This window comes from Methylomonas sp. MED-D, from assembly GCF_050276835.1.
Lineage (GTDB): Bacteria > Pseudomonadota > Gammaproteobacteria > Methylococcales > Methylomonadaceae > Methylomonas > Methylomonas koyamae_A.
Genome location: NZ_CP189965.1, coordinates 4,032,355 through 4,055,669, shown reverse-complemented (window position 1 = coordinate 4,055,669; position 23,315 = coordinate 4,032,355). Strand labels below are relative to the sequence as shown.

The 23,315-nt window shown below is 57.1% G+C and carries 21 protein-coding genes and 1 tRNA gene; 13 read left to right on the top strand and 9 right to left on the bottom strand.

Annotated elements, in window-relative coordinates:
• The first annotated feature begins 1 nt into the window (after nucleotide 1).
• From ACQE3E_RS18275 to ACQE3E_RS18260, 4 genes are all read left to right on the top strand, one after another.
• Nucleotides 2-1,564, top strand: a complete 1,563-nt coding sequence (locus tag ACQE3E_RS18275; protein ID WP_427500917.1) for a DHA2 family efflux MFS transporter permease subunit — start codon at nucleotides 2-4, stop codon at nucleotides 1,562-1,564.
• Nucleotides 1,561-2,988 (top strand): efflux transporter outer membrane subunit, encoded by a 1,428-nt coding sequence (locus ACQE3E_RS18270; protein ID WP_427500916.1) that lies wholly within the window; start codon nucleotides 1,561-1,563, stop codon nucleotides 2,986-2,988. Before ACQE3E_RS18275 ends, ACQE3E_RS18270 begins: the two co-directional genes overlap by 4 nt.
• The gene (locus ACQE3E_RS18265) at nucleotides 2,985-4,148 is read left to right on the top strand and encodes an efflux RND transporter periplasmic adaptor subunit (RefSeq protein WP_427500915.1); all 1,164 of its coding nucleotides are present in this window, start codon (nucleotides 2,985-2,987) and stop codon (nucleotides 4,146-4,148) included. The genes ACQE3E_RS18270 and ACQE3E_RS18265 overlap by 4 nt, the downstream gene beginning before the upstream one ends.
• A 288-nt stretch (nucleotides 4,149-4,436) precedes the next feature.
• On the top strand, nucleotides 4,437-4,853 hold the full coding sequence (locus ACQE3E_RS18260; protein WP_313730815.1) for a hypothetical protein: 417 nt from the start codon (nucleotides 4,437-4,439) through the stop codon (nucleotides 4,851-4,853).
• A gap of 246 nt (nucleotides 4,854-5,099) precedes the next feature.
• On the opposite strand, the gene rpsI is transcribed toward ACQE3E_RS18260, so the two are convergent.
• Entirely contained in the window at nucleotides 5,100-5,489 is a 390-nt protein-coding gene (gene rpsI / locus ACQE3E_RS18255; protein ID WP_313730816.1) for a 30S ribosomal protein S9, read from the bottom strand.
• Between the two features lie 15 nt (nucleotides 5,490-5,504).
• Nucleotides 5,505-5,933 carry a 50S ribosomal protein L13 gene (rplM, locus tag ACQE3E_RS18250; RefSeq protein ID WP_064029603.1) on the bottom strand — a complete coding sequence of 143 codons (429 nt, stop codon included), beginning with the start codon at nucleotides 5,931-5,933 and terminating at the stop codon, nucleotides 5,505-5,507.
• Between the two features lie 648 nt (nucleotides 5,934-6,581).
• Here rplM and ACQE3E_RS18245 point away from each other — a divergent pair.
• On the top strand, nucleotides 6,582-7,031 hold the full coding sequence (locus ACQE3E_RS18245; RefSeq protein ID WP_427500914.1) for a copper resistance protein NlpE: 450 nt from the start codon (nucleotides 6,582-6,584) through the stop codon (nucleotides 7,029-7,031).
• Nucleotides 7,032-7,108: 77 nt separating this feature from the next.
• On the opposite strand, the gene ACQE3E_RS18240 is transcribed toward ACQE3E_RS18245, so the two are convergent.
• From ACQE3E_RS18240 to def, 6 genes are all read right to left on the bottom strand, one after another.
• Nucleotides 7,109-8,470 carry a sigma-54-dependent transcriptional regulator gene (locus tag ACQE3E_RS18240; protein WP_281021228.1) on the bottom strand — a complete coding sequence of 454 codons (1,362 nt, stop codon included), beginning with the start codon at nucleotides 8,468-8,470 and terminating at the stop codon, nucleotides 7,109-7,111.
• The gene (locus ACQE3E_RS18235) at nucleotides 8,467-10,623 is read right to left on the bottom strand and encodes a sensor histidine kinase (RefSeq protein ID WP_281021227.1); all 2,157 of its coding nucleotides are present in this window, start codon (nucleotides 10,621-10,623) and stop codon (nucleotides 8,467-8,469) included. Before ACQE3E_RS18235 ends, ACQE3E_RS18240 begins: the two co-directional genes overlap by 4 nt.
• Nucleotides 10,605-11,159, bottom strand: coding sequence for a DUF4390 domain-containing protein (locus ACQE3E_RS18230; protein ID WP_427500913.1), 555 nt, complete (start codon nucleotides 11,157-11,159; stop codon nucleotides 10,605-10,607). Before ACQE3E_RS18230 ends, ACQE3E_RS18235 begins: the two co-directional genes overlap by 19 nt.
• Nucleotides 11,160-11,220: 61 nt before the next feature.
• Nucleotides 11,221-12,513 carry a 16S rRNA (cytosine(967)-C(5))-methyltransferase RsmB gene (gene rsmB, locus ACQE3E_RS18225; protein ID WP_313730819.1) on the bottom strand — a complete coding sequence of 431 codons (1,293 nt, stop codon included), beginning with the start codon at nucleotides 12,511-12,513 and terminating at the stop codon, nucleotides 11,221-11,223.
• A complete protein-coding gene (gene fmt / locus ACQE3E_RS18220) occupies nucleotides 12,510-13,436 on the bottom strand; it encodes a methionyl-tRNA formyltransferase (RefSeq protein ID WP_313730820.1) in 927 nt (308 codons plus the stop codon). The genes rsmB and fmt overlap by 4 nt, the downstream gene beginning before the upstream one ends.
• 11 nt (nucleotides 13,437-13,447) lie before the next feature.
• Nucleotides 13,448-13,954 carry a peptide deformylase gene (gene def / locus ACQE3E_RS18215; RefSeq protein WP_064031308.1) on the bottom strand — a complete coding sequence of 169 codons (507 nt, stop codon included), beginning with the start codon at nucleotides 13,952-13,954 and terminating at the stop codon, nucleotides 13,448-13,450.
• A gap of 259 nt (nucleotides 13,955-14,213) precedes the next feature.
• On the opposite strand from def, the gene ACQE3E_RS18210 reads away from it, so the two are divergent.
• The 4 genes from ACQE3E_RS18210 to topA all read left to right on the top strand — a co-directional run bounded on the left by ACQE3E_RS18210 (nucleotide 14,214) and on the right by topA (nucleotide 19,197).
• Nucleotides 14,214-15,248 (top strand): LysM peptidoglycan-binding domain-containing protein, encoded by a 1,035-nt coding sequence (locus tag ACQE3E_RS18210; RefSeq protein WP_427500912.1) that lies wholly within the window; start codon nucleotides 14,214-14,216, stop codon nucleotides 15,246-15,248.
• 91 nt (nucleotides 15,249-15,339) lie between these two features.
• Nucleotides 15,340-16,386 carry a DNA-processing protein DprA gene (gene dprA / locus ACQE3E_RS18205; RefSeq protein WP_064031310.1) on the top strand — a complete coding sequence of 349 codons (1,047 nt, stop codon included), beginning with the start codon at nucleotides 15,340-15,342 and terminating at the stop codon, nucleotides 16,384-16,386.
• A gap of 9 nt (nucleotides 16,387-16,395) precedes the next feature.
• Nucleotides 16,396-16,863: a DUF494 family protein gene (locus ACQE3E_RS18200; RefSeq protein WP_064031311.1), complete on the top strand. Its 468-nt coding sequence runs from the start codon at nucleotides 16,396-16,398 to the stop codon at nucleotides 16,861-16,863.
• A 15-nt stretch (nucleotides 16,864-16,878) separates the two neighbouring features.
• A complete protein-coding gene (gene topA / locus ACQE3E_RS18195; RefSeq protein WP_313730823.1) occupies nucleotides 16,879-19,197 on the top strand; it encodes a type I DNA topoisomerase in 2,319 nt (772 codons plus the stop codon).
• A 60-nt stretch (nucleotides 19,198-19,257) separates the two neighbouring features.
• Here topA and ACQE3E_RS18190 read toward each other — a convergent pair whose 3' ends face one another.
• The gene (locus ACQE3E_RS18190) at nucleotides 19,258-19,737 is read right to left on the bottom strand and encodes a DUF192 domain-containing protein (protein WP_313730824.1); all 480 of its coding nucleotides are present in this window, start codon (nucleotides 19,735-19,737) and stop codon (nucleotides 19,258-19,260) included.
• 68 nt (nucleotides 19,738-19,805) lie between these two features.
• On the opposite strand from ACQE3E_RS18190, the gene ACQE3E_RS18185 reads away from it, so the two are divergent.
• The 4 genes from ACQE3E_RS18185 (at nucleotide 19,806) to clpX (ending at nucleotide 23,306) form a co-directional block, all read left to right on the top strand.
• Nucleotides 19,806-19,889: transfer RNA gene (locus ACQE3E_RS18185), tRNA-Leu, on the top strand.
• A gap of 94 nt (nucleotides 19,890-19,983) precedes the next feature.
• Nucleotides 19,984-21,279, top strand: a complete 1,296-nt coding sequence (tig, locus tag ACQE3E_RS18180) for a trigger factor (RefSeq protein ID WP_313730825.1) — start codon at nucleotides 19,984-19,986, stop codon at nucleotides 21,277-21,279.
• 17 nt (nucleotides 21,280-21,296) lie between these two features.
• Complete coding sequence (gene clpP, locus ACQE3E_RS18175) at nucleotides 21,297-21,932, top strand: ATP-dependent Clp endopeptidase proteolytic subunit ClpP (RefSeq protein ID WP_064031324.1); 636 nt, start codon at nucleotides 21,297-21,299, stop codon at nucleotides 21,930-21,932.
• A gap of 96 nt (nucleotides 21,933-22,028) precedes the next feature.
• Nucleotides 22,029-23,306, top strand: coding sequence for an ATP-dependent Clp protease ATP-binding subunit ClpX (clpX, locus tag ACQE3E_RS18170; protein ID WP_064031315.1), 1,278 nt, complete (start codon nucleotides 22,029-22,031; stop codon nucleotides 23,304-23,306).
• The last annotated feature ends 9 nt before the right edge of the window (nucleotides 23,307-23,315 follow it).

Sequence of the window (23,315 nt, the reverse complement as noted above, 5' to 3'; positions counted from 1 at the left end):
CATGTTAAGACGCCTGCGGGGATGGCGCTTCGGTTTATTCAACGCCTGTTTGGGGTTGGCGCATGCGCTGGTGATTTTCAATGCCGGGGCCTACATCGCCATGTTGCCGCGCGTCGCCGGCGGTCTGGGTATCGCGCCCAGCGAGGCGACCTGGACCCAGACCGATTACATGATGGCACTGGCGCTGGCTTATCCGTTGGGCGCTTGGCTGGTCAGACGCGTCGGCGACTACCGGGTGCTGGTGACGGCCTTGGTCGGTTTTGCCGTTGCATCCTGGTTGTGCGCCGTGGCGGACGGCTACGCGCGCTATCTGGCAGCGCGAATTTTACTCGGCGTTTGTGGCGGCATTTCGCTGCCGGCCGGGCAGACTTTGCTGTTGAACGAATATCCAGCGCGCGGAAAGTCGGTCGGTGTCGGCGTCTGGAGTGTATTTACGCTGACGCCGTTCAGCCTGGGGCCGCCGATCGGCGGCTGGATCGCCGACGAATGGGGGTGGCGCTGCCTGTTTTGGGCGAATGTGCCGATCGCGCTGAGCTTTGCCGGCTTGGTCGCGGCCTTGCTGTACCAGCGCAAGGTAGCCGTTGCCCGGTTGCGCTTCGATGCGCTGGGGCTGGCGAGTTGCGTTACGGCCTGGTTCGGTTTACAGACTTTATTGAATCGCGGCAACGACGTCGATTGGTGGCGGGCCGATTCGCAAATCGTCTTAGCGCTGGCGACGTTGTTGGCATTCGCGGTCTGGATAGGACGGGCGCGCTCAACTTGCCGACCTTATCTGGAGTTACGGCTATTGACCCATCGCAATTTCGCGGTTGGATTGACGGTATTGTGCGCCGGGTTTTTGGGGTTCCAGGGATTGTTGTCGCTGCTGATTGTGCAATTGCAGCTGAATTTGGGCTACTCGTCATGGTTGGCCGGTCTGGTTTTCTTGCCGATGGCGGTTTTCGCCAAACCGGTCGCGGCGGTGATGCATGAAATCGTCAAGCGCGTGGACGCCCGTTGGCTCGCGAGCTTGAGCCTGGCCGGATTTTCGGTGTGCTATTTTTGGTTGAGCCGCTTCGACGATAGCGCGGCCTTCGCGACGCTGTTGGGGCCGAAATTGCTGGAAGGCGCCTGCTTGGGCGGATTCTTCGTGCCGTTAACCGCGCTGATGCTGCACGATTTACCGGCGCGGCGTCACGCCGCCGCGCTGGAATTGGCCGGCGCGTTGCGCATCGCGGCCGGCGCGATCGGTATTACCTTGCAAGGTTGCGTACTTTATCGGCGCGCGCCGCTACATGCCGTTCATTACGCTGAGTGGATGGGAGCCGATAGCGTGGCCGCCGAACGGGCCGCGTCGTGGTGGCGGGCGGCCGGCTATACCGACGATCGGGGCTTGGCCAGGCTAGCGAAAGCGGCCGCGCGGCAAGCGGCGATCCAGGGTATCGACGATGCGTTTTGGCTTGCCGGTTGCGGCTTTGCGATCTTGGCGGCGCTGGTCTGGCTGGCGCGGCCGACGCGGGTGCGCTCGGCGCTGGCCGATTGGCGCGACGGTCGCGAGGAAGCGGTCATGGAGGAAAACGCGTGAAACTCGCCGGCTGGGTTTGGATCGTTGCGCTAGCGGGGTTGGGCGGATGCGCCCAGTTTGGCGATTCCCGGCCGGCCGCCGAGCAAATTTCGCTCCCGCCGATGACGCAAACCTTGCGAGATGCGCAAACCGGCGCTTGGCCGGTATCGGACTGGTGGCGCCAATTCGGCAGTCCGGAACTGGATCGGCTGATCGAAACGGCGTTGGCGGACAATCCCGACCTGGGTGTTGCCGCCGCTCGTTTGCGGCAGGCGCGGGCGCTGGTCGACGGTCAGGCCGCGGCACTCTATCCGACCGTGAGCGCCAATGTCGCTTTCAGTGCTCAGCGGTTTTCGGCCAACAGCGTTCAGGCGAAACTGGCCGGCGAGCAGTTTCGGCAATTATTAATCGATCCCGTGGTGTTACGGTATCACCTGGATCTTTGGGGTAGGGATCGCGCCGAATTGCAGCAGGCCGTGGACGGCGCGTTAGCTAGCGCCGCTGAATTGACGGACGCCCGGTTAATGTTGGCGGGTAGCGTGGCCCGAGCCTATTTCGACTTGGTCGCGGCCGAGCAACAACGTTTGGTCGGCGAACGCTTGCTGGACAGTCGCCGGCGGTTGCTGGCCCTGGCGGCCCGTCGGCGCGACAGCGGTTTGAGCGGCGATGCGCCCTGGCTGAACACGCAAATAGACCTCGGCGAATCCGAGGCAAGCTTGGCGGCGGCTGGCGCTTCGGTCGAACTCGGGCGGCATTTGCTGGCGGCGTTGGCCGGACGCGGCCCGGATTGGGGGGCGGATATCCGTGTCGAGCATGCGGCGCCGGCTTGGCCGGGTTTGCCGGCCGATTTGCCGTTGCATTTGCTGGCGCGGCGGCCCGATGTCAGCGCGGCGCGGTTACGTGCCGAGGCGGCCGCGGAAGCCGTGCATGTCGCCCAAACCGAGTTTTATCCGGACGTGAATTTGATCGGCTTGGCGGGTTTGCATAGCGTTAGCCTAACCGACGTGGTATTCCACGGTACGAGTCTGGCGTACGCGGTTGGGCCGTCGTTGACATTCCCGCTGTTCGAAGGTGGTCGGCTGCGCGCTAATTTGGCCGATAGCGAGGCCGGTTACGACGCGGCGGTCGAGTTTTACAATGCGACATTGTCGACGGCGGCGCGCGAGGTCGTCGATGCCGTGAGTCGTGGCCGTGAGGCGCACGCCACCGCTGAAGCGCTAGCCCAAAACCTAGCGGATGCGGAACGGACCAAGCGAGTGGCCGACATTTTGCGGCAAACGGGCTTAAGCGATGCCGCCGGCCCGCTTCAGGCCGCCGTTGTCGTCGATAGGCTGCACTGGCGAATTGCGACGGCGCAAGCGGCGCGGGCTAAGGCGGTTGTCGCGTTGTGCGAAGCCTTGGGCGGCGGTTTTCAGGAAGACCAAGTCCTGTCGGTTGGCCGATGAGCGAAATCCCCAGACTCGGTCCCCGAGCGGCCCTGCGTCGGCGCAATCGGCGCTTGCGCTGGACCTTGATCGCTTGCGTAACGGTCGCGTTGGCTTATGCCGGGCGCGGCTGGTGGCTGGATAGACACTGGGTGAGTACCGACGATGCTTTTGTCGCCGGTCATGTGGTTGGGGTCGAGGCGCAAACGGCGGGCACCGTGGTGGAGATATTGGCCGAGGACACGCAAGCGGTGGCGGCCGGTCAGTTGTTGGTCAGGCTGGATGGCCGGCATGCCGAAATCGGCTTGCGCCAAGCCGAGGCTGAGTTGGCGGATGCGGTTCGGCGGATCGCGGCATTGGCGGCGAAGCGGGACACCTTGCGCCAACGCTTGGCGGCGCGCGGCGCGGCATTGGCGGCGGTCCGTCACGACCTCAACCGTATGCGTTTGGCGATTGACGAGGGCGCGGTATCCGAACAGCAAGTGCAAAATGCCGAAGATAAAATCCGCGAGCTGGAAGCGGCGGAGTTCGAAGTCGGCGCGGAACGAGCCGAATTGGCGGCGCAACTCGGAACCACCGACATTGCCGAGCATCCTGCCGTCGAATTAGCCAAGCAACGCTTGCGTCGTGCTTATTTGGAGTACCGGCGTCGGGAAGTCCGCGCGCCCGTCGCCGGTGTCGTCGCCAAACGTAAGGCGAGGGTTGGCGATAGCGTTCAACCGGGCATCGCGCTATTGACCATCGTGGCCGTGGATCGTTTGTGGGTCGAGGCCAATGTGCCGGAAAACCGCATAGCCGGCATTCGTCCGGGTCTGCAGGCCGAAATCCGGGTCGATGCCTATCCGGACCGGCTTTATCACGGTCGCGTGGAGGGTTTGCTACCGGGTACCGGCAGCGTGTTTGCGTTATTGCCGACCGATAACGCGACCGGCAATTTCATACATGTCGCCGAGCGGGTGCCGGTCCGGGTGGTCCTGAACAACGAGGAACTTGCCGAGCGGCCGTTACAGCCGGGATTGTCGACACTGACTCGCATCGAACTGGTTGCCGATGATCGTCAAACTCCCCGACAATCGTTGGTCGATACGACCGCCGTCGAGTATAGAACCATGGTTTACGACGACGAGTTAGCCGGGGTAGAAGAGGCGATCGAGTCGATTGTCGCGGCTAACCTGCGGTAGCAAATGGGGCGGATCGCACTTGGCAAGGTATCGGCGAGATTACAAAAAGGCATAGAGCTGTTCTCTATGGGTAGCTCCATGCGTGGTCGGGTGTCGTTGCTCGAATAGCAGCTTCGCTCGACTTTGTTGGCTTTGGCACAATCTGGCGTTCGCGAAAGACTCGGATTTGGGCAGGAAGTGCCGGGCAATGCTGGGCCGCGACGGTCGGTTCGCCTATTTTCAGAGATCGCCTACAATTTGGAACGGCTTTTGCTGAATGGGTTTACCATCCATTGTCGAGAGTGTGCCATGACCTTACATATTGCCTCCATGATGCCGGACCGCGCGCTGGAAGACAGCGCGATCGCCAAGGCCATTACCAAAGTTGCCATCGATCTGGCCGGACTGCGCGAGCATCATCTGCAGAAGCGCATGCCGGTCGTGGATATTGTGTTTATGCTGCCGAGCCGGGTCGAAAAAGCCGATTTCGACGGCTTGCGCTTGCATTCTTTCGACGAGTCGATGCAGGTTTTGCGGGTCGAAGCGGCGGTGCCCGAGAAAATGGTGGCTTCGTCTCACGCCGAGCGTTACGTGGTTGCGGTGATGCTAGATGCGATTGAAGCCGCCGGCGACTTTTTCGCCGAGAGAAGCATTTTGTTCGATGCGCCGGAGCATCTGACAATGGTGCTTGCGTTGTTTCCCGATCGGCAACACGCGATCAATTAAGGCTCGCTCGGCTAAGTCTTGCGACTGGCTCGCGGCCACTGGCGCCGTGATGGACGCCAGCCTAGCGCATTTGAGGTTGTCGAGTCAGTCTGATCGAATTGCTCAACGCGATTCGGCTTGGCCGGAAAAACGGTTTCGGGCTGGAGGTTTTAGTTTTCGGGGTGGATTTTGTGGCCGAATAATCGGGTGCCCCAAATTTAATGACACAAAAAAGCCGCTTTCCAGCGGCTTTTTTGGTAGAACCGATTAACGTTTCGAGTATTGCGGACGTTTTCTGGCTTTGTGTAGACCGACTTTTTTACGTTCGACAACGCGGGCGTCGCGAGTTACGTAACCGGCTTTACGCAGGGGCGATCTCAATACTTCGTCGAATTCGATTAGGGCGCGAGCCAAGCCGTGTCTGATGGCACCGGCTTGACCAGATGGGCCTCCGCCGCTAACGAGGATGTTGACGTCGAAGTCGGTGGTTTTGCCCAACAACTCCAACGGTTGTCTGGCAATCATCTCGTCGGTTTTGCGACCGAAATATTGCTCAACAGGGAGGCTGTTGATGGTGAATTTGCCTGAGCCGATGGTGGCGTAAACGCGCGCGACCGAGCTTTTGCGACGACCTGTTCCGTAGTACTGAGCTGCCATAAACTATCTACCTGCTTAGAATTCTAAAACTTTGGGTTGCTGAGACTGATGATTGTGCTCAGAACCCGCGTAAACTTTCAATTTTTTGAACATTGCCCGCCCCAACGGATTCTTAGGCAGCATGCCTTGTACCGCGGTTGTAATGATGCGGTCCGGGAAGGTTTGTCTCAATTTGCCCAGCGAAGCAGACTTCATGTTGCCTATGTAGCCGGTGTGGCGATAGTACATTTTGTCTTTTTCCTTGTTGCCGGTCACGCCGACTTTCTCGGCATTGATGACGATGATGTAGTCGCCGGTGTCGACGTGCGGCGTGTATTCGGGTTTGTGTTTGCCGCGAAGACGGCGTGCAATCTCAGTAGCAAGGCGACCTAATGTCTTTCCTTCCGCATCGATCACGTACCAGTCGCGCTTAACTTCCGCGGGCTTTGCACTAAATGTTTTCATTATTTGCTTCTCAAAGGTTGAGGCGGTCTATAAAAACCCGGAATTCTACTGAAACGTCAAGCCAAATTCAAGTTTATTTGGGTTTGAATACCGACGCTTAACCGTGTGCTTGCGTTTTATCGATCGCGTAAGCACCTGGCGCGCGGTGTTCGTAACGATAGTCGTCACTTCGGATTGTTATCAAGACCGGCTGGAGATCCTAGGATGCATTGGCCTTTGGCCGCGCGGATTTTGAGTGACGAGAGCGAAACACGGTGTCCAGCGGCGAATTTCGATCGATGGAAAACTCGGGCTATCGATGCGACCCGTGATCAGTTCGCCAGACAGCGCGCGAACGGCACCCAAGTCCAGTATTGATAACGGCGATTTCACTGGTAGTCTTGCCTAAGGCGCGGAGAACCAAGTCCGAAACTGTCATAATCGCCCGCCTCGGGATACTATAGCGCTCCAGTGAGCGGCCCACTCTCGATCGGCTTGGGAGATTCGTCAATCAGCCGGTGTATCGCGAGCCGCGAGAACGATCATTTAACGCACAGACCAGAAAAATCGCTTATGCAAACATTAAACAGAACAATTACAAAAAATGTGACATGGATTTTTTTCGGCGCCTGCTTGGCCTCGTTTAACGTCGCCCGGGCCGAATCCGATATGCAACTGCAGGAAAAAGCGCTGAAGGCGCGGGAAATGAGTCGGCATCAGGAGCAAGGCGTCGATCATTCCGCCCACGCCGCTCCGGCCGACGAAACCGGCGGGTTTCGCGGCGTGTTCTACGGTTACTTGCCGTGTAAGGAAAAGGATTGCGATGGCTTTAAAATGACGCTGTCGCTCAAACCAAAAAGCAATTATTTGTTGGTAACCCAATACGCCAGGGAGTCCAGTCGGGAGTATTACGACAAAGGTAAATACGCGTGGGACGAAAAGTCCCGCACCTTGCTGCTAACCTCGAAGAAAGACGAATCGGTGCGGAAATTCACGATTCAGGACGACAGCACGCTGGTGTTGCTGAACAGCGACGGCAAGCCGATGGCCGGCGATCAGGACGATTATACCTTGCGCCGCAGCGACAAAGCCAAATCCCGCGAAGTGCATATCCATTAACGCGAGCAGGCGGCGAGGCGACCAAGCTCCGCGCCGCCTTGCCGAGGCCGTTTTTTGTCGGTCTCGGCGGTGCTGACTTAGAGTTTGATCTTCAGCGAATGCAGCTTACGGTAAAGGTGGGTGCGCTCCATGCCGATAGCCGCCGCCAATTTAGCCACGCTGCCACCGGTCTTTTCGAAATGGTATTCCAGATAGGACTTTTCGAAATGATCTCGGGCTTCCTTTAGCGGCAAATTGAAAAATTCCGGCACGTTCGAACCCAGTTTGGGTTGTTCGGCAATCGAGCCCAGCGCGGTCTTGACTTCGTCCAGCTCGATGTCGTCGCCGGCGCCCAAAATCATCAGGCGTTGCACCAGATTGCGCAATTCGCGGACGTTCCCCGGCCAGCTGTAGTTGCGCAAATAATTTTGCGCGGCCATCGAGAAGCGTCGGAACGGCAATTTTTCGTGCATCACGAAATGATCGACGTAGAAATTCAACAGTGCCGGTACGTCTTCGCTGTGATCGCGTAGCGGCGAGATGTCCAGCGTCACCACGTTCAGTAAATAGTACAAATCCTGGCGAAAACGGCCGCTGTTGACCTCCTCGTCCAGCGCTAACCGCGTAGAAGCGACGACACGTACATCCACTCTGACCGCCTGACTGCCGCCGACTCGCAGAAAGGAGCTGGATTCCAGCGCGCTGAGCAAGCGGGTTTGGGTTTCCGGGTCCATGCCGCCTATTTCGCCGAGGAACAAGGTGCCCCGATGGGCTTGTTCCAGCAAGCCTCGATAAATCCGGCCGTTGTCCTCGCGGCCGAAAAACTCGACGGCTGCGTTTTCCGGCGAAATGCTGCCGACCGAGACGTCGACGAAAGGGCCGTCGCGCCGCGAGCTGGCGTTGTGCAGATAACGGGCGTACATTTCCTTGCCGACGCCGGCCTCGCCGACGAACAGCACCCGGGCGTCGTGTTGGGCCAGACGCTTCAGTTTGTCCTTGGTGCGCTCGACCACGGCGCTCTTGCCGACCGGCTCGACCGTGATCATCAGTTGTTGTTTCAGGCCGGCGTTTTCGCGTTGCAGAGAACTGGTTTCCAGCGCCCGCTCGACGATCAGCAGCAATTTAGCCAGCGACAGCGGTTTTTCCAGAAAGTCGTAGGCGCCCAGCCGAGTGGCTTCGACCGCCGATTCGACCGAACCGTGACCGGACATCATGATTACCGGACATAGCGAGCTATCCTCTCCGACCCATTCGCGTAGCAAGGTGATGCCGTCGCTGTCGGGCATCCAGATATCCAGCAATATCAGATTGGGCGGACGCTGGTTTTTCAACTTACGGGCTTCGCTGGCGTTTTCGGCCATCGCTACATCGTAACCTTCGTCTTCTAAAATTTCCGATACCAGTTGACGAATGTCCTGCTCGTCGTCGACGACCAATATGTAGGGCGCTTGCTTGTTCATGAAGGGTTCCCGAATTCAAAGACCGGCAGTTGGATGATGAAGCCGGCCCCGGCATTATAAGACGTATCCACCCAGATCACGCCGCCGTGTTCCTCGATAATTTTTTTGACGATGGCCAGGCCCAGGCCGGTGCCCTTGGCCTTGCTGGTCACGTAGGGCTCGAAGATGGTTTCGATCTGCTCCGCATTCAGGCCGCTGCCGTTGTCGTAAAGGCTCAGTTCCACGTATTCGGCGTTGTTGCGTACCACCTTGGCGATCTTAATCGTCACCCGGCACTGTTCGGAGGTCGCTTCCTGGGCGTTCTTGATCAGATTGTGCAGCACTTGGCGAATGCTGACCGGGTCGGCTTCGACGATCACTCGTTGATTCTTGAAGTCGGTGTCGAATTTGATGCCGAACGGCGTGTACAGCGCCAGCACTTCTTGGATCAAGTCCAGCAAATGGATTTTTTCGACTTGCTTCTTGGACGGCCGGGCGTACTCGGAAAAGTCGTCGACCATCCGTTTCATCGCCTCGACCTGTTGGACGATGGTGCGGGTGCCGCGTTGCAAAAACTCAGCGCCGGCCTCGTCGAGTTCCTTGGCCAGTTTGTGTTGCAGACGTTCGGCCGACAGCTGAATCGGCGTCAACGGATTCTTGATTTCGTGAGCGAGTCGGCGGGCTACTTCGCCCCAAGCCGCGTTCTTTTGGGCTTGTATCAAGTCGGTAACGTCGTCGAATACCACCACCGCGCCGGTGCGGCTGCCGTCCTGCTGGAACAGCGGCGTGCCGCGGCACAGCAATTCCTGGCGGCCGTTGGGGCCGAGGAAGACAATGCGCTGCTCCCAGATGTCGTCGGCTTTTTCCAGCAGGCGCTGGATCGCTGTCAGCATGTCGGCTAGTTCGACGTGATTGGCGGCCAGTTCCGGTAAGGTTTGGCCGACGAAATGGCTGACCGGGATGTGCAGAATTCGGTAGGCGGCCTGGTTGGCGGTGCGGATGTAGTAGCGGGCGTCGAAGCTAATCACGCCGGCGGTCAGATTGGCGAGAATAGTTTCCAGGTAGGCGCGTTGATTTTCGACTTCCAGGCCGGCGGCGCGGGTTTCGTCGCGGGAGCGGCCGATACGCCGGGTCATCTGGTTGAACGATTCGACCAAAAAGCCCAAATCGTCCTGGCTCATGACCGGCAGTTGCTGTTGATAGTCTCCCTCGGCGACGGCTTGGGTGCCTTTGACCAATTCCTTGACCGGTGCGACGATGTTGCGGATGCTGATGAAAGCCACCCAAATCGCCGCGAGCAGACTCAACAATAGCACCAGCAGCAATATCAACGAGAAACTGGTTTTCAGCGAGTCGCGCAGAAAATTCATCTGCTGGTAGCGAATGAAGGCGAACTCGATCGAGTCGGCCAAATCGGTGACCCGTAGCGGAATCGGATACAGCACTTGCAGGTAGCGACTTTGGTCCGGCTCCAGCGAGACGATGATGCGGACCAGCATGTCGTCGTTGTCGCCGGGATCGAACGCGAAATATTGCTTGTTTTGGCGTAGCTGTAGCCAGATCTGTTCGTCCGGCATGTGCGGCAGAATGTCGCTGGGATTGACGCTGCTCGACGCCAAAATCCGGCCTTGATGGGTGAAGACCGCCAGCTCTAATGCGCCGGATTCGGCCCACAGCGAGCCGATTTCCAACGCGATCAGATGCTCCGACTTACCACGCAATTTGTCGGCCATTTGCTGGGTTTGCTTAATGTGCCAATTCATCCGTTGGGTCAGTGACGACTGGCTGAGTTCCAGCGCGTCGTCCATCGCCCGGTCGATTTCGACGTTGAACCAACTGTCGATGCCTTGATGCAGGAATTGCACCGAAAAATAAAACACGATGGCCGCCGGAGCCAAGGCCAATAACACGAACAGCGACACCATCCGGGTGGTCAGCCGGGAGCCGGCCTCCTTCTTCTTCAGTTCGCGGACCAGAGAGTAAGCGTTGACAACGACCAGACCCAGCAGGATGATCGATCCGAGCGTGTTGATTACCAGCAGCCAGGAATACATTTCGCCGAGTTCGGACGATTCCTGGCTGGCGCTGCTCATCAATTGCAACAGCAGCAAGACCGCCCCGAACAGGATGACGATCAGAGCGCTGGCCGGCAGTTTTATTTTGGGATTGACCATAAATACCAGTCGCTGGACAAAAACCACCGATGGTCCAGATAGGCCATCGGCCGGAGCGGAATCGGCAGGGCTTCGCGGTCGAAGCGGGTTTTTACCGCGAGTTGTAACGGCGTCGCGTCGAGATTTTCGCCGGCCGGCGCCATGTCCGTGCTGATAGACGCCATGAACGCCAAGGCCGCGCTCAGGGTTAAAAACATTTCACTGCCGCCATTTCCGGTTTCGACGGCGTATTGGTTTAGCAAGGCGTGAAATTGCAGGGTGTAGCGCAGTTCGCGGCTGTAGACGATCTCTTCCCATAACCGGCCGGGGCGACGTAACTCGATAACAACACGCCAGGTTAGCGGTACCCCTTTATGCAGCGCTTCCTTGGCGGTCGGACTCAAGCGATATTCGATTTGCACACCGGCTGAGTAACCGTATTCGCTGGTTTTCCATTGTGGGTCGCCGATTTTTGCCGAGTAATCGCCGCCAGAGGCAGTTGGTAGCCAGAAGGCGATGATCAGCGACAGCAAGGCGCTGATCCAGCGCCGATTCACGGGGTATCCGCGCGCGGGGTGCCGCTTGTCGCTCTGTTCGCTAGCGGCACTTAGCGCGGTGTCAGGCGGATTTCCGCAGCTTGGCATAATAGAATCCGTCCATTTGCCGGTCGCCGGTTAGAATCTGCCGGCCGTGCGGCCGCGCCAGTCCCCAATGAGCGGCGATCGGTAGTTCGGCGGCCTCGGGGTGATCGGCCAGGAAATGCTCGATTTGCGCTTCGTTTTCCCGCTTCAGAACCGAACAGGTGGCGTAAAGCAGGATGCCGCCCGGAGCCAACAAATCCCAGACGGCATTGAGGATTTGTGCTTGCAACGCGGTCAGCGTCGCCAGATCGGACTCGCGGCGCAGCAGTTTGATGTCGGGATGACGGCGGATCACGCCGAGGCCGGAGCAGGGTGCATCGACCAAAATTCGCTCGAAAAGGTGGCCGCCGGCCCACGAATCCGGGCGGGTGGCGTCGGCGGCCAGCGTGGTTGCCGACACGCCGAGGCGAGTCAGATTGTCGTCGACCCGCTTTAGTCGAGCTGGATCGATGTCGATCGCCAACACCTCGGCCGAGGGTTGCATTTCCAGGATCGCGGCGGTTTTGCCGCCGGGCGCGGCGCACACGTCGAGTACGCGTTGGCCGGCTTGCACGTCGAGTAGTTCGGCGGCCAGCTGAGCGGCGGCATCTTGCACCGATACGCGACCGTCCGCGAAACCGGGTAGTTGTTCGACGGACAACGCCTGGTCCAATCGCAGCGCGGTCGCGCAGCCGTCCACCGCTTGGGCCGCGATGCCGGCCGCGGCCAGTTCGTCCAGATACGCGCCGCGTTCGCCGCGCAGTGCGTTCACGCGTAGCATCATCGGTGGGGCGTGGTCGTCGGCACTGAGCAGCCGGGGGTAGTGGTCGGGCCAGTCGGCGGCAAACGCGGCGATCATCCAGGCCGGATGGTTGGAACGGGCTTGGTCGTCTTCGGCGCAGGCGGCGGTCAGCGCTTCGGCATCGCGCAGATACTGGCGCAGCACCGCGTTAACCAGGTTTTTGGCCCAAGGTTTGTGGCTGGTAGCGGCGACAGTTTCCGAGACCGCCGCGTGCGGCTTGACCCGCATTTGCTGCAGCTGATAAAGCCCGACCAACAGTAAAGCCTTGATATCGGTATCCTTGACTTTCAACGGCCTGGACAGTAGTTTGCCGAGCATGAATTCCAGTGCGAAATAGTGGCGGATGACGCCGTAACAACAGGCCTGGACGAAGGCCTTATCCTGGTGGTCCTTGATTTTGGGAAGGCCGACGTCGAGCGCTGCGGTTAACGAAACGCCGTCGGCGATGACCTTGGCGAGTATCTGCGCCGCGCAGCCGCGAAGATTCATAATCCCAACACCGCGCCGTCGGCCGGATGGGCGTTCAGGAAGTCGCGGGCGTTCAGCCGTTTACCGCCGGGTAACTGTACTTCTAGCAGCCGCAAGGTACCGGCGCCGGTGGCGACGTCCAAAGCGTGCTCGCCGCAATCCACCGTTCCCGGCGCTCCGCCGAGTGGCCGGGCTACCACGGCGGCCCGCCACACGCGCAACACTTGACCGTCGAAGCTGGTTTGCGCGACCGGCCAGGCATTCAGACCACGAATTTTGCGGTCCAACGCATCGGCGGATTCCGACCAATCCAGAATCGCTTCGGCTTTTTCGAGTTTGTGGGCGTAGGTGACGAGCGCTTCGTCCTGTGGCTCGGCGACCACGTTGCCGGCGGCGATTTGATCGACGACTGTGACTAAGCCTTCCGCGCCCATCAGTGCAAGGCGGTCGTGCAGTTCGCTGCTGGTCGACGTCGGGCCGATCGGGCAGGCGACTTTGTACAGCATGTCGCCGGCATCCAGCTTTTTGACAACTTTCATGATCGTGATGCCGGTCTCGACATCGCCGGCCATCACGGCGCGATGGATGGGGGCCGCGCCGCGCCAGCGCGGCAGTAGCGAGCCGTGGACGTTGAGGCTGCCGAATTTGGGAATGTCGAGTACGGCCTGCGGCAGGATCAGCCCATAGGCGACCACCACCAGTAAATCCGGCTGTAAGGCCGCCAGCGCTTCAATCGCGCCAGGTTGTTTGAAGTTTTCCGGTTGGTAGACTGGAATGTCGTGCGTCATAGCCAGGGTCTTGACCGGACTGGCGGTCAGCTTTCGGCCACGACCGGCGGGGCGGTCGGGCTGGGTGTAAGCCGCGACGACTCGATGCCGCGAAGCGATCAGGGCTTGCAGCGTCGGTACCGCGAAGTCCGGCGTGCCGGCGAAGACGATGTTCATCGGGAAGTCCTTTATAAGCCCTGAGACTTGTGGATTTTGTCCAATTTGGCCTTGATCCGGTTGCGTTTGAAAGGGGACAGGTAATCGACGAACAGCTTGCCGAGCAAATGGTCCATTTCGTGTTGTATGCAGACGGCCAACAGGTCTCTGGCTTCGATTTCGAAGCTTTGGCCGTCGCGGTTTAGTGCCCGGACCTTGATATGCTCGGCGCGACTGACTTTCTCGAAAAAGCCGGGAACCGATAGGCAGCCTTCCTCGGATTCCTCGACGCCGTCGCGCTCGATGATTTCCGGGTTGATCAGGCAGATCGGTTCGTCCTTGTTCTCGCTGACGTCCATAACCAGTACGCGCTTATGCACGTTGACCTGCGTCGCGGCCAGGCCGACGCCCTTGGCGGCGTACATCGTCTCCAGCATATCATCGACCAGGGTTTTGATGTCGTCGTCGACCTGGCTGACTTCCGCGGCGACCGTGCGCAGCCGTTTGTCGGGAAATTCCAGGATCTTAAGAATACTCACCCATTACTCCAGTTAATTGTATCGGTAAGCCGCTAATTTTATCCGAAATCGGTTCGGCTTTGAATTCGGAGCGGGGATGGCCTCGGCGGCGAAGCCGGCGCGGGGCTGGCATTCCATCGCAAATCATCTAAACTGTGCGCCGTCATCCATCATGTTACCGTTGCGGCGCGGCCAACAAATCAAGGGGCCATCAATAGCCTGACTTTCGGTCTCGGAATTGTCATTTGTCTCGTTTAGCTCGGTTTTTTCAGGACTTCCTATGTTTTCGCGCACCTTACCGGCAGTTTTGCTTTTCCTGGCTCTGGCATGCGCCGCGGTTCGGGCCGACGAGTTGCAAATCAATCCCAACCATCCTGACCAGTACACCGTGGTCAGGGGGGATACTCTGTGGGACATCTCCGGGAGGTTCTTGCAACACCCCTGGCAATGGCCGGAACTTTGGCGTTACAACCCTCTGATTAAGGACCCGCACTGGATTTATCCGGGCGATACGCTTTATTTTTCCTACGTCAACGGCGCGCCGCGTCTGAGTTTGACACCGCCGGGCGGAGACGAAAAAGTGCTGCCCAAGGTGCGAGAATCGGCCGTGGACCGCGCGGTGCAAATGATTCCGAGCGATGCGATCGTCCAGTTTTTGAATTCGCCGAAAGTGGTCAGCGCCGAGGAATTGCAAAACGCGCCTTACGTGATCGGTTTCGTCGGCGAGCATCTGATCGCCGGTGCCGGCGACGGTGTTTACGTACGGGGTATCGACGAGCCGCAAAGCCTGGGGTACACAATCTTCCGGCAGGGAAAGCCTTATGTCGATCCGCTGAGTCAGGAAATTCTCGGTTACGAGGCGCAATTCGTCGCCGACGCAACCCTGCAGGATATTGGCGATCCGGCCACGTTCGCGGTCAATAAGTCGGATACCGAGATTCAACGCGGCGACCGTTTGATGCCGACCGCGGCGGGCGAAATGGCCTTGAACTATTTTCCGCGTCCGCCGGAAAAACGGGTGGTCGGCAGCATCATTCGGGTCATGGGGGGCGTGTCGCAAATCGGCCAGCACGATGTCGTGGTCATCGACCGGGGTAGCGCCGACGGCCTGGAAGCCGGGCATACTCTGGACGTCTACCGGCGCGGGCAGATGATACTGGATCGCTATCAGTCTCAGCAGCCGGTCGCGGTGAAAATGCCGGATGAGCAGGCTGGGGTTCTGATGGTATTTCGGCCGTTCGAACGGGTCAGCTATGCATTAGTGATGAAGGCCACCGCGGCGATGCACACCTTGGATCGGGTGCAAACGCCTTGACGCGGGACCTTCAAGTTCCCGCGAGACCTTCGGACCTCACTTGAAAGACGCTGGGCATCCCGAAACTCGGCACTGGCTGGCTCTTCTGCGCATGCCGGGGATCGGCGGTAAATCGGTGAGGCGATTGTTGGAGCGGTTCTCGCCCGCCGATGTGTTGGCCGCGTCCCGCGCCGATTTAAGGTCGCTCGACTTTAGCGAACGGCAAATTGACGCCATTCTTCAGCCGGACTGGCAGCGTGTCGACTACGACTTGTCCTGGCTGTCCCAAGCCGGTAATTACATTCTGACGCTGGATGATCCGGAATATCCGGCCCAACTTCGGGAAATCGCCGATCCGCCGCCGGTATTGTTCGTCAAAGGAAAACCGGAACTGTTGCTGGAACCGCAACTGGCCATCGTCGGCAGTCGCAATCCGTCGCCACCGGGGGTGGATACCGCGACCGAGTTCGCCAAGGCCCTGGCCGAGGCCGGCTATACCGTAACCAGCGGCATGGCGCTCGGCATAGACGCCGCCAGCCACTGGGGCGCGCTGAGCGTTGGCGGTAACACCGTCGCGGTGGCCGGCACCGGTTTGGATCGAGTTTATCCGGCTTGCCACAAAGCGCTGGCCACTGAAATCGCCGCGAAAGGTGCGTTGGTTTCTGAATTTCCGCCGGGCACCACCGCGAACGCCGGACATTTCCCCAAACGGAATCGCATCATTAGCGGATTGTGCGTTGGTTTGCTGGTCGTCGAGGCTGCCCAACAGAGCGGTTCGTTGATTACCGCCCGCTTAGCCTTGGAACAAAACCGCGAAGTGTTCGCGATTCCGGGCTCGATTCACAACCCGCTGGCGCGCGGTTGCAACGGTTTGATCCGGCAAGGCGCTAAATTGGTGGAAACAGCCGATGATATTTTTGAGGAATTAGGCCAATACAATCAACGCAGTATGCGGTCTGGCCCCGAATTACCGCAGACGGCGCTTGACCTGGAACAACAAAATCTATTGAATTTGATTCCGTACAGCCCCACAACGGTTGATACGTTGGTCCGGAACAGTAGCTGGGCGGCGGAGGAAGTGTCGTCGATGCTGTTGGTGCTGGAGCTGCAGGGCTATATAGCCGGGGTCGCCGGCGGTAGCTACCTCAGAATCAAGTAAAGGCTTTTAATGAAAGAAGACATTTTTGATGTGCTCATCTATCTGTTCGAAAACTATCTCGACGGCGATAGCGATAACTATCCCGACACTTCGGTCATTGCCAGCGAACTGCTGGATGCCGGTTTTCAGCAGCCCGATGTCAATAGAGCCTTCGATTGGCTGGAGTCGCTGGCCGATATTGAAACCATCTCGACGATCGCTTCCCCGTCCTTTCGGATATTCGGCAGTCAGGAAATGGCTGTTTTCGATCTCGAATGTCGCGACTTTCTGATGTATCTGGAGCACACCGGTATCTTAAGTCCGGCGAATCGGGAGATTGCCATTGATCGGGCGATGGCGCTGAAGGAAGAAGAGATTACGTTGGACAAGTTGAAATGGATCGTGTTGATGGTGCTGCTGAGTCAGCCCGGTGACAGCGCCGCTTTCTCTAGAATGGAAGATATCGTTTACGATCTGATTCCGACTTCTTTGCATTGATAGTACACGGATAGCATGAGCAAGAGTTTAGTCATCGTAGAGTCTCCGGCTAAATGTAAAACCATCGAAAAATACCTTGGAAAAGACTTCCAGGTGCTGGCTTCATACGGTCATGTTCGAGATTTGATTCCCAAGGAGGGCGCCGTCGATCCGGAAAACGGTTTCTCGATGAAGTATCAGGTCATCGATCGCAATCAGCGTCACTTGCAGGAAATCGGCAAAGCTCTGAAAAATGTCGATACTTTGTATCTGGCAACCGACCCTGATCGCGAGGGTGAAGCGATTTCCTGGCACGTCTACGAGCATTTGAAGGAAAAGAAGCTGCTCAAGGATAAGGAAGTTCTGCGGGTAGTCTTCCACGAAATTACCAAAAAAGCCGTTACCGAAGCGATCGCTCATCCGACGGAACTTTCCAATAATCTGGTCAACGCCCAGCAAGCGCGGCGGGCCTTGGATTATTTGGTCGGTTTCAACCTGTCGCCGCTATTGTGGAAAAAGATCCGGCGCGGTTTATCGGCCGGCCGCGTGCAAAGCCCTGCGTTGCGGATGATCGTCGAGCGCGAACTGGAAATCGAGGCGTTTAAAACTCGCGAATATTGGTCGCATACCGCCGACGCCAGCGCGCAAGGTCAGCCTTTCAAAGCCAAGTTGACGCACTACTGCGGCGAGAAACTCAATCAATTCAGTTTTACCGACGAAGTAGCCGCCACCGCAGCCAAGCAGTCACTGCTGGAACAGGCCGACGGCAAGTTGATCGTCGCCAAACTGGAAAAAAAGCAACGAAGCAAGAATCCGGCGCCGCCGTTCATAACCTCGACATTGCAACAGGAAGCGGCGCGTAAGTTGGGTTTCACGACTAAGCGAACGATGATGGTCGCGCAGCAACTCTACGAGGGCATCGATCTGGGGGGCGAGACCGTCGGTTTGATTTCCTATATGCGTACCGACTCGGTCAATCTGGCCGACGAAGCCATCGCCGACATTCGCGCCCTGATCGCCGAAAAATACGGCGCGGCGGATGTGCCCAAGGAACCTCGGCAGTTTAAAACCAAATCAAAAAACGCTCAGGAAGCCCACGAGGCGATTCGGCCGACCTCGGTACAGCGTTTGCCGGAACTGGTAAAAAACCGGCTTAGCGCGGAGCAATTCAAACTCTATGATCTTATCTGGAAGCGCACCGTCGCCTGCCAGATGATCCACGCCACCTTGAATCAAGTGGCAGTCGATCTGAATTGCGGTAGCGAACAGAACGTGTTTCGTGCCACCGGTTCCACGGTGACCAATCCCGGCTTCATGAAGGTGTATTTGGAAGGCGTGGACGACAGCAAGGAAGCCGCCGACGATCAGGACAGTCTGTTGCCGCCGATGGAAGAAGGCCGCCCGGTGGTGTTGAACGACATCGCCGCGACGCAGCATTTTACCGAGCCGCCGCCGCGTTACAGCGAGGCGAGTCTGGTCAAGGCTCTGGAAGAACACGGCATTGGTCGTCCGTCCACTTACGCGACGATTATCTCGACCTTGCAAAATCGCGAATACGTGACGATAGAAAATAAGCGGTTTTATCCGACCGATGTCGGGCGCATCGTCAACAAGTTCCTGACCGAACATTTCACCAAATACGTCGATTACAGCTTTACCGCCAATCTGGAAGACGACTTGGATGCGGTGTCGCGCGGCGAGAAGGATTGGATTCCGTTGATGAACGACTTTTGGCGGCCGTTCACGCAATTGATTAACGAGAAAGAAGAGAGTGTGCAGCGCAAGGATGTGACCCAGGAAAGCATAGACGAGGCCTGCCCGGAATGCGGTAGCCCGCTGTCGATCCGTTTGGGGCGTAACGGTCGTTTCATCGGCTGTACCAATTACCCAACCTGTTCTTATACCCGAAATATCGGCGAGGAGAGCAGCGCGACAACTGCCGAGCCGGAGGTGGCCGAAGGTCGCGATTGTCCGAAGTGCGCGTCGCCGTTGGTCATCAAGACTGGGCGATACGGCAAGTTTCTGGGGTGTAGTGCCTATCCCAAGTGCAAACACATCGAACCGCTGGAAAAGCCGCAGGACACCGGTGTTGAGTGTCCGCAGTGCAAGCAAGGCAATATCCTTAAGCGCAAGGCTCGTAGCGGCAAAATTTTCTATTCCTGCTCCGAGTATCCCAAGTGCGACTACGCGCTATGGGACGCGCCGATTAAGGAAGCCTGTCCGGAGTGTCATTGGCCGATTTTGACGTTGAAAACCACTAAGCGGCGCGGAACGGAAAAAGTTTGCCCGCAAAAAGAGTGTAAATATGCAACGCCGTACGAAGGCGATCCTGACGATGTTAACGGACCCGCTTAAAACTCGATTGGGGTAATCGGTGGCGTTGGCGGGTGGGCCTGAAAAACTAGACGCTTCCGGTTATTCCTCCGCATAAGGGACTTCGGGCAAGGCGAGAGCTTGGCCGATCGATAGTCCGTTGTCCGCCGCGAAGCCGGCATTGACTTCTAGCATGTACTTGGTCGCGCGTGCCATTTGGTAAACCCGGCACGGATCCCTGCGGCAGGGCGGCAAATTATCAAGGATGGCGACGACGCGGCCCCTGTCGTCCAAGAACAGCACATCCAGCGGTAGTAAGGTATTTTTCATCCAGATCGAGATGCGTCTGGCGCTTGGATAAACAAACAACATGCCTTCTCGTCGCCCCAATTCCCGTCTGTGCATCAATCCTCTTTCGCGGCTGTCGCGATCGGCCGCGACAGAAACCCACAATGCCAAGTGTTGGTCGGGCAAGTTGATCAAAGTGTTGAAACCCAAATCTTGGGACGCGGCTTCAAGGCGGCAGGAAAAAGTCGTTAGCCACATCAGTAGCAATAAAATGCGAGTTTCGGATAGAGTCATGCCGGAATCAGACGGGCCGGGTTGTGTTTGGGGGGGCGGCTGATTATAATGCCGCGTTCATTTATTTTGCGAGCGTGGCGAAATTGGTAGACGCGCTGGATTTAGGTTCCAGTGGTAACCCCGTGGGAGTTCGAGTCTCCCCGCTCGCACCATAGTCTCTTACGCATGGATACTGCGTCCAAGTCTTTAGCTGGCTCCGCTGATCGATTCCCCCATTTATTTTTTTAATTTGTTCGAGGTAATGCAATGCAAGTTTCTGTCGAGAAGACATCCGAATTAAGCCGAAAAATGACCGTCAGCATTCCTGACGCCGTGGTTCAGGAAAAAATGGAAACTCGTTTGAAGCGCTTGGGGCGGGAAGTCAAAGTGGATGGGTTTCGGCCGGGCAAGGTGCCGGCCAGCATGATCAGGAAACTGTATGGTGAACGAGTGCGTGGTGAAGTGACCGGGGATTTAATTCAAACGACGTATTTCGAAGCGCTTCAGCAACAGGAGCTGGTGCCGGCCGGTCATCCGCATATCCATCCCAGCGAAAAGACCGAGGGTTTCGAGTACGTTGCGGAGTTCGAAGTCTACCCGGAAGTGACCCTGGATGGCATATCCGCGCTGCAAATCGAGCGTCCGAACGCCACGGTCGAGGAATCGGATGTCGATGCGATGATCGAAAAGTTGCGTCAACAAAAGAAAACTTGGGCGGAAACCGAGAGGACCTCGCAAGAAGGCGATCAAGTGACGATTCATTTTTCGGGTGTCTCCGAAGGCGAGAATTTCACCGACGGTAAAGTCGAGAATTACAAAGTCGAAATTGGCGCCAAGCAAATGATTCCCGGTTTTGAAGACGAATTGAAGGGTTTGTCGGTCGGCGCCACCAAGACTTTTATAGCGACTTTTCCAGAACAGTACAACAACCCGAAACTGGCGGGCAAACCGGCTGAGTTCGAGGTGGAACTCGTCAAAATCGAAGAACCGGTCTTGCCGGAAGTCAACGAAGAGTTCATCAAGGCTTATGGAGTGGAAGAGGGTGAGCTTGCGGCCTTCCGTTCGGATGTTCGCGCCAATATGGATCGGGAGTTGGTCAACGCACTGAAAAACAAATTGAAAACCGCCGCGATGGATGCTTTGTTCGAAAACATCACGTTTACGATTCCGAACGCATTGATCGATCAAGAAGTCGAAGCTCTGATGCAGCCCTACGCCGAACGTGCCAAAAACATGCGGTTGAAGCTGGAAGACCTGAATCTTCCCCGCGATACTTTCGAGGCGCAGGCAAAACGTCGCGTCGCGCTAGGCTTGATTTTGGGCGAGATTATTCAGAAGAACGAGATTAAAGTCGACGCCGATAAAGTGCGCGAAGTCGTTGAAGACATGGCAAAAAGTTACGAGCGTCCGGAAGACGTCATCAATTGGTACTACGCGGATAAAGCCCGCTTGAACGAGGTTCAGCAGATGGTTTTGGAAGATCAGGCTGTTGCTTGGATAGTAAGTCAGGCTAAAATCACCGACGTGACGGTAGGATTTGATGAAGTTATGGAAAAACGTTAACTAAATGAGGGCTTATGATGTTTAACCAAAATGCGATGAACGATATGATGGCACCCCAGGCCGCTGGCGGGTTGGTGCCTATAGTGGTTGAACAAACAGCCCGTGGGGAAAGATCGTTCGACATTTACTCCCGTCTGTTGAAAGAGCGGGTGATATTTCTGGTCGGCAAGGTTGAGGATTACATGGCTAATCTGGTTGTGGCCCAACTGTTGTTTCTGGAATCGGAAAATCCGGACAAGGACATTCATTTGTATATCAATTCGCCGGGCGGTTCGGTAACGGCCGGGATGGCGATTTACGATACGATGCAGTTCATCAAACCGGACGTCAGCACGATGTGCATCGGCCAGGCCGCCAGTATGGGAGCCTTGCTGTTGGCGGGCGGCGCGGCCGGCAAGCGTTACTGCCTGCCGCATTCCCGAGTGATGATTCACCAGCCCTTGGGCGGTTTCCAAGGGCAGGCGTCCGATATCGATATTCATGCGCGGGAAATTCTGGCGATTCGCGATCGTTTGAACAAGGTTTTAGCCAATCATACTGGACAGACCTTGCAAAAAATCGAGCAAGATACCGATAGGGACAATTTTCTCAGCGCCGACCAAGCCGTCGAATACGGTTTGATCGATAAAGTGCTGGCTAGCCGTATTGCGTGATAGCAAGGCGCGGCGCTGATAGGTGCCGCGCCTTGCTTGGTTTTGTTTAATTGTTCATCGAAACGATGAAGCGATCTGTTTGGATGGAGTTGGTCCATGAGTAGAGACAAAAAAGGTAAAGACGACGAGAAGCTGCTTTACTGTTCTTTTTGCGGTAAGAGTCAAAACGAAGTCAGGAAGCTAATCGCCGGCCCATCCGTCTACGTCTGCGACGAATGCGTTGAATTATGTAACGAAATTATTCGCGACGAATTGATGGAAGACCAACTGTCGTCCGGATCGTCCGCAGCCCTGCCCAAGCCGAAAGAAATCAAGGCGGAACTCGATAACTATGTGATCGGTCAGGACAAGGCTAAAAAAATCTTGGCCGTTGCCGTCTACAACCACTACAAACGCTTGCGTAGCAATAGCAAAAAATCGGATGTCGAATTGGCGAAGAGTAACATTTTGCTGATCGGTCCAACCGGTTCAGGTAAGACGCTGTTGGCCGAAACGCTGGCCAGATTGCTGGACGTTCCGTTCACGATCGCGGACGCCACGACGCTGACCGAAGCCGGTTATGTCGGCGAGGATGTCGAGAATATCATCCTCAAAATATTGCAAAAATGCGATTACGACGTCGAAAAGGCGGAGACCGGTATCGTTTATATCGACGAAATCGACAAGATTTCCCGCAAATCGGATAATCCTTCGATTACGCGCGACGTGTCCGGCGAGGGCGTGCAGCAAGCGCTGTTGAAGTTGATCGAAGGCACCGTGGCTTCCGTGCCTCCGCAAGGCGGCCGCAAGCACCCCCAGCAGGATTTTCTGCAGGTCAACACCGCGAACATATTGTTCATAGTCGGTGGCGCGTTTGCAGGTTTGGACAAAGTGATTAAACACCGTACCGAAAAAGGCGGCATTGGCTTTTCCGCCGACGTTAAAACCAAGGACGACAAACGCAATGTTGGCGAGATCTTCGCGGACGTGCGCGCCGAGGACCTGATCCGGTATGGTTTGATTCCGGAGTTCGTTGGACGCTTGCCCGTGATCGCTACGTTGGATGAGTTGGATGAGGATGCATTAATTCAAATTCTGACTCAGCCGAAAAATGCGTTGATCAAGCAATATAAGCACTTGTTCGAAATGGAAGGTGCCGAATTGGAGTTCCGCGACGATTCGTTGTCGGCGATTGCCCGCAAATCCATGGAGCGCAAGACCGGCGCCCGCGGTCTTCGAACCATCGTCGAAAACGTGCTGCTGGACACGATGTACGAATTGCCTTCCAACGAAAAAATCGCCAAGGTCGTTATTGACGAAACGGTGATACTTGGCAAGTCCGAGCCGATTTTGGTGTACGAGACCGAGCAGAAAATGGCCGCCTCCGATATATGATGGTTCAAT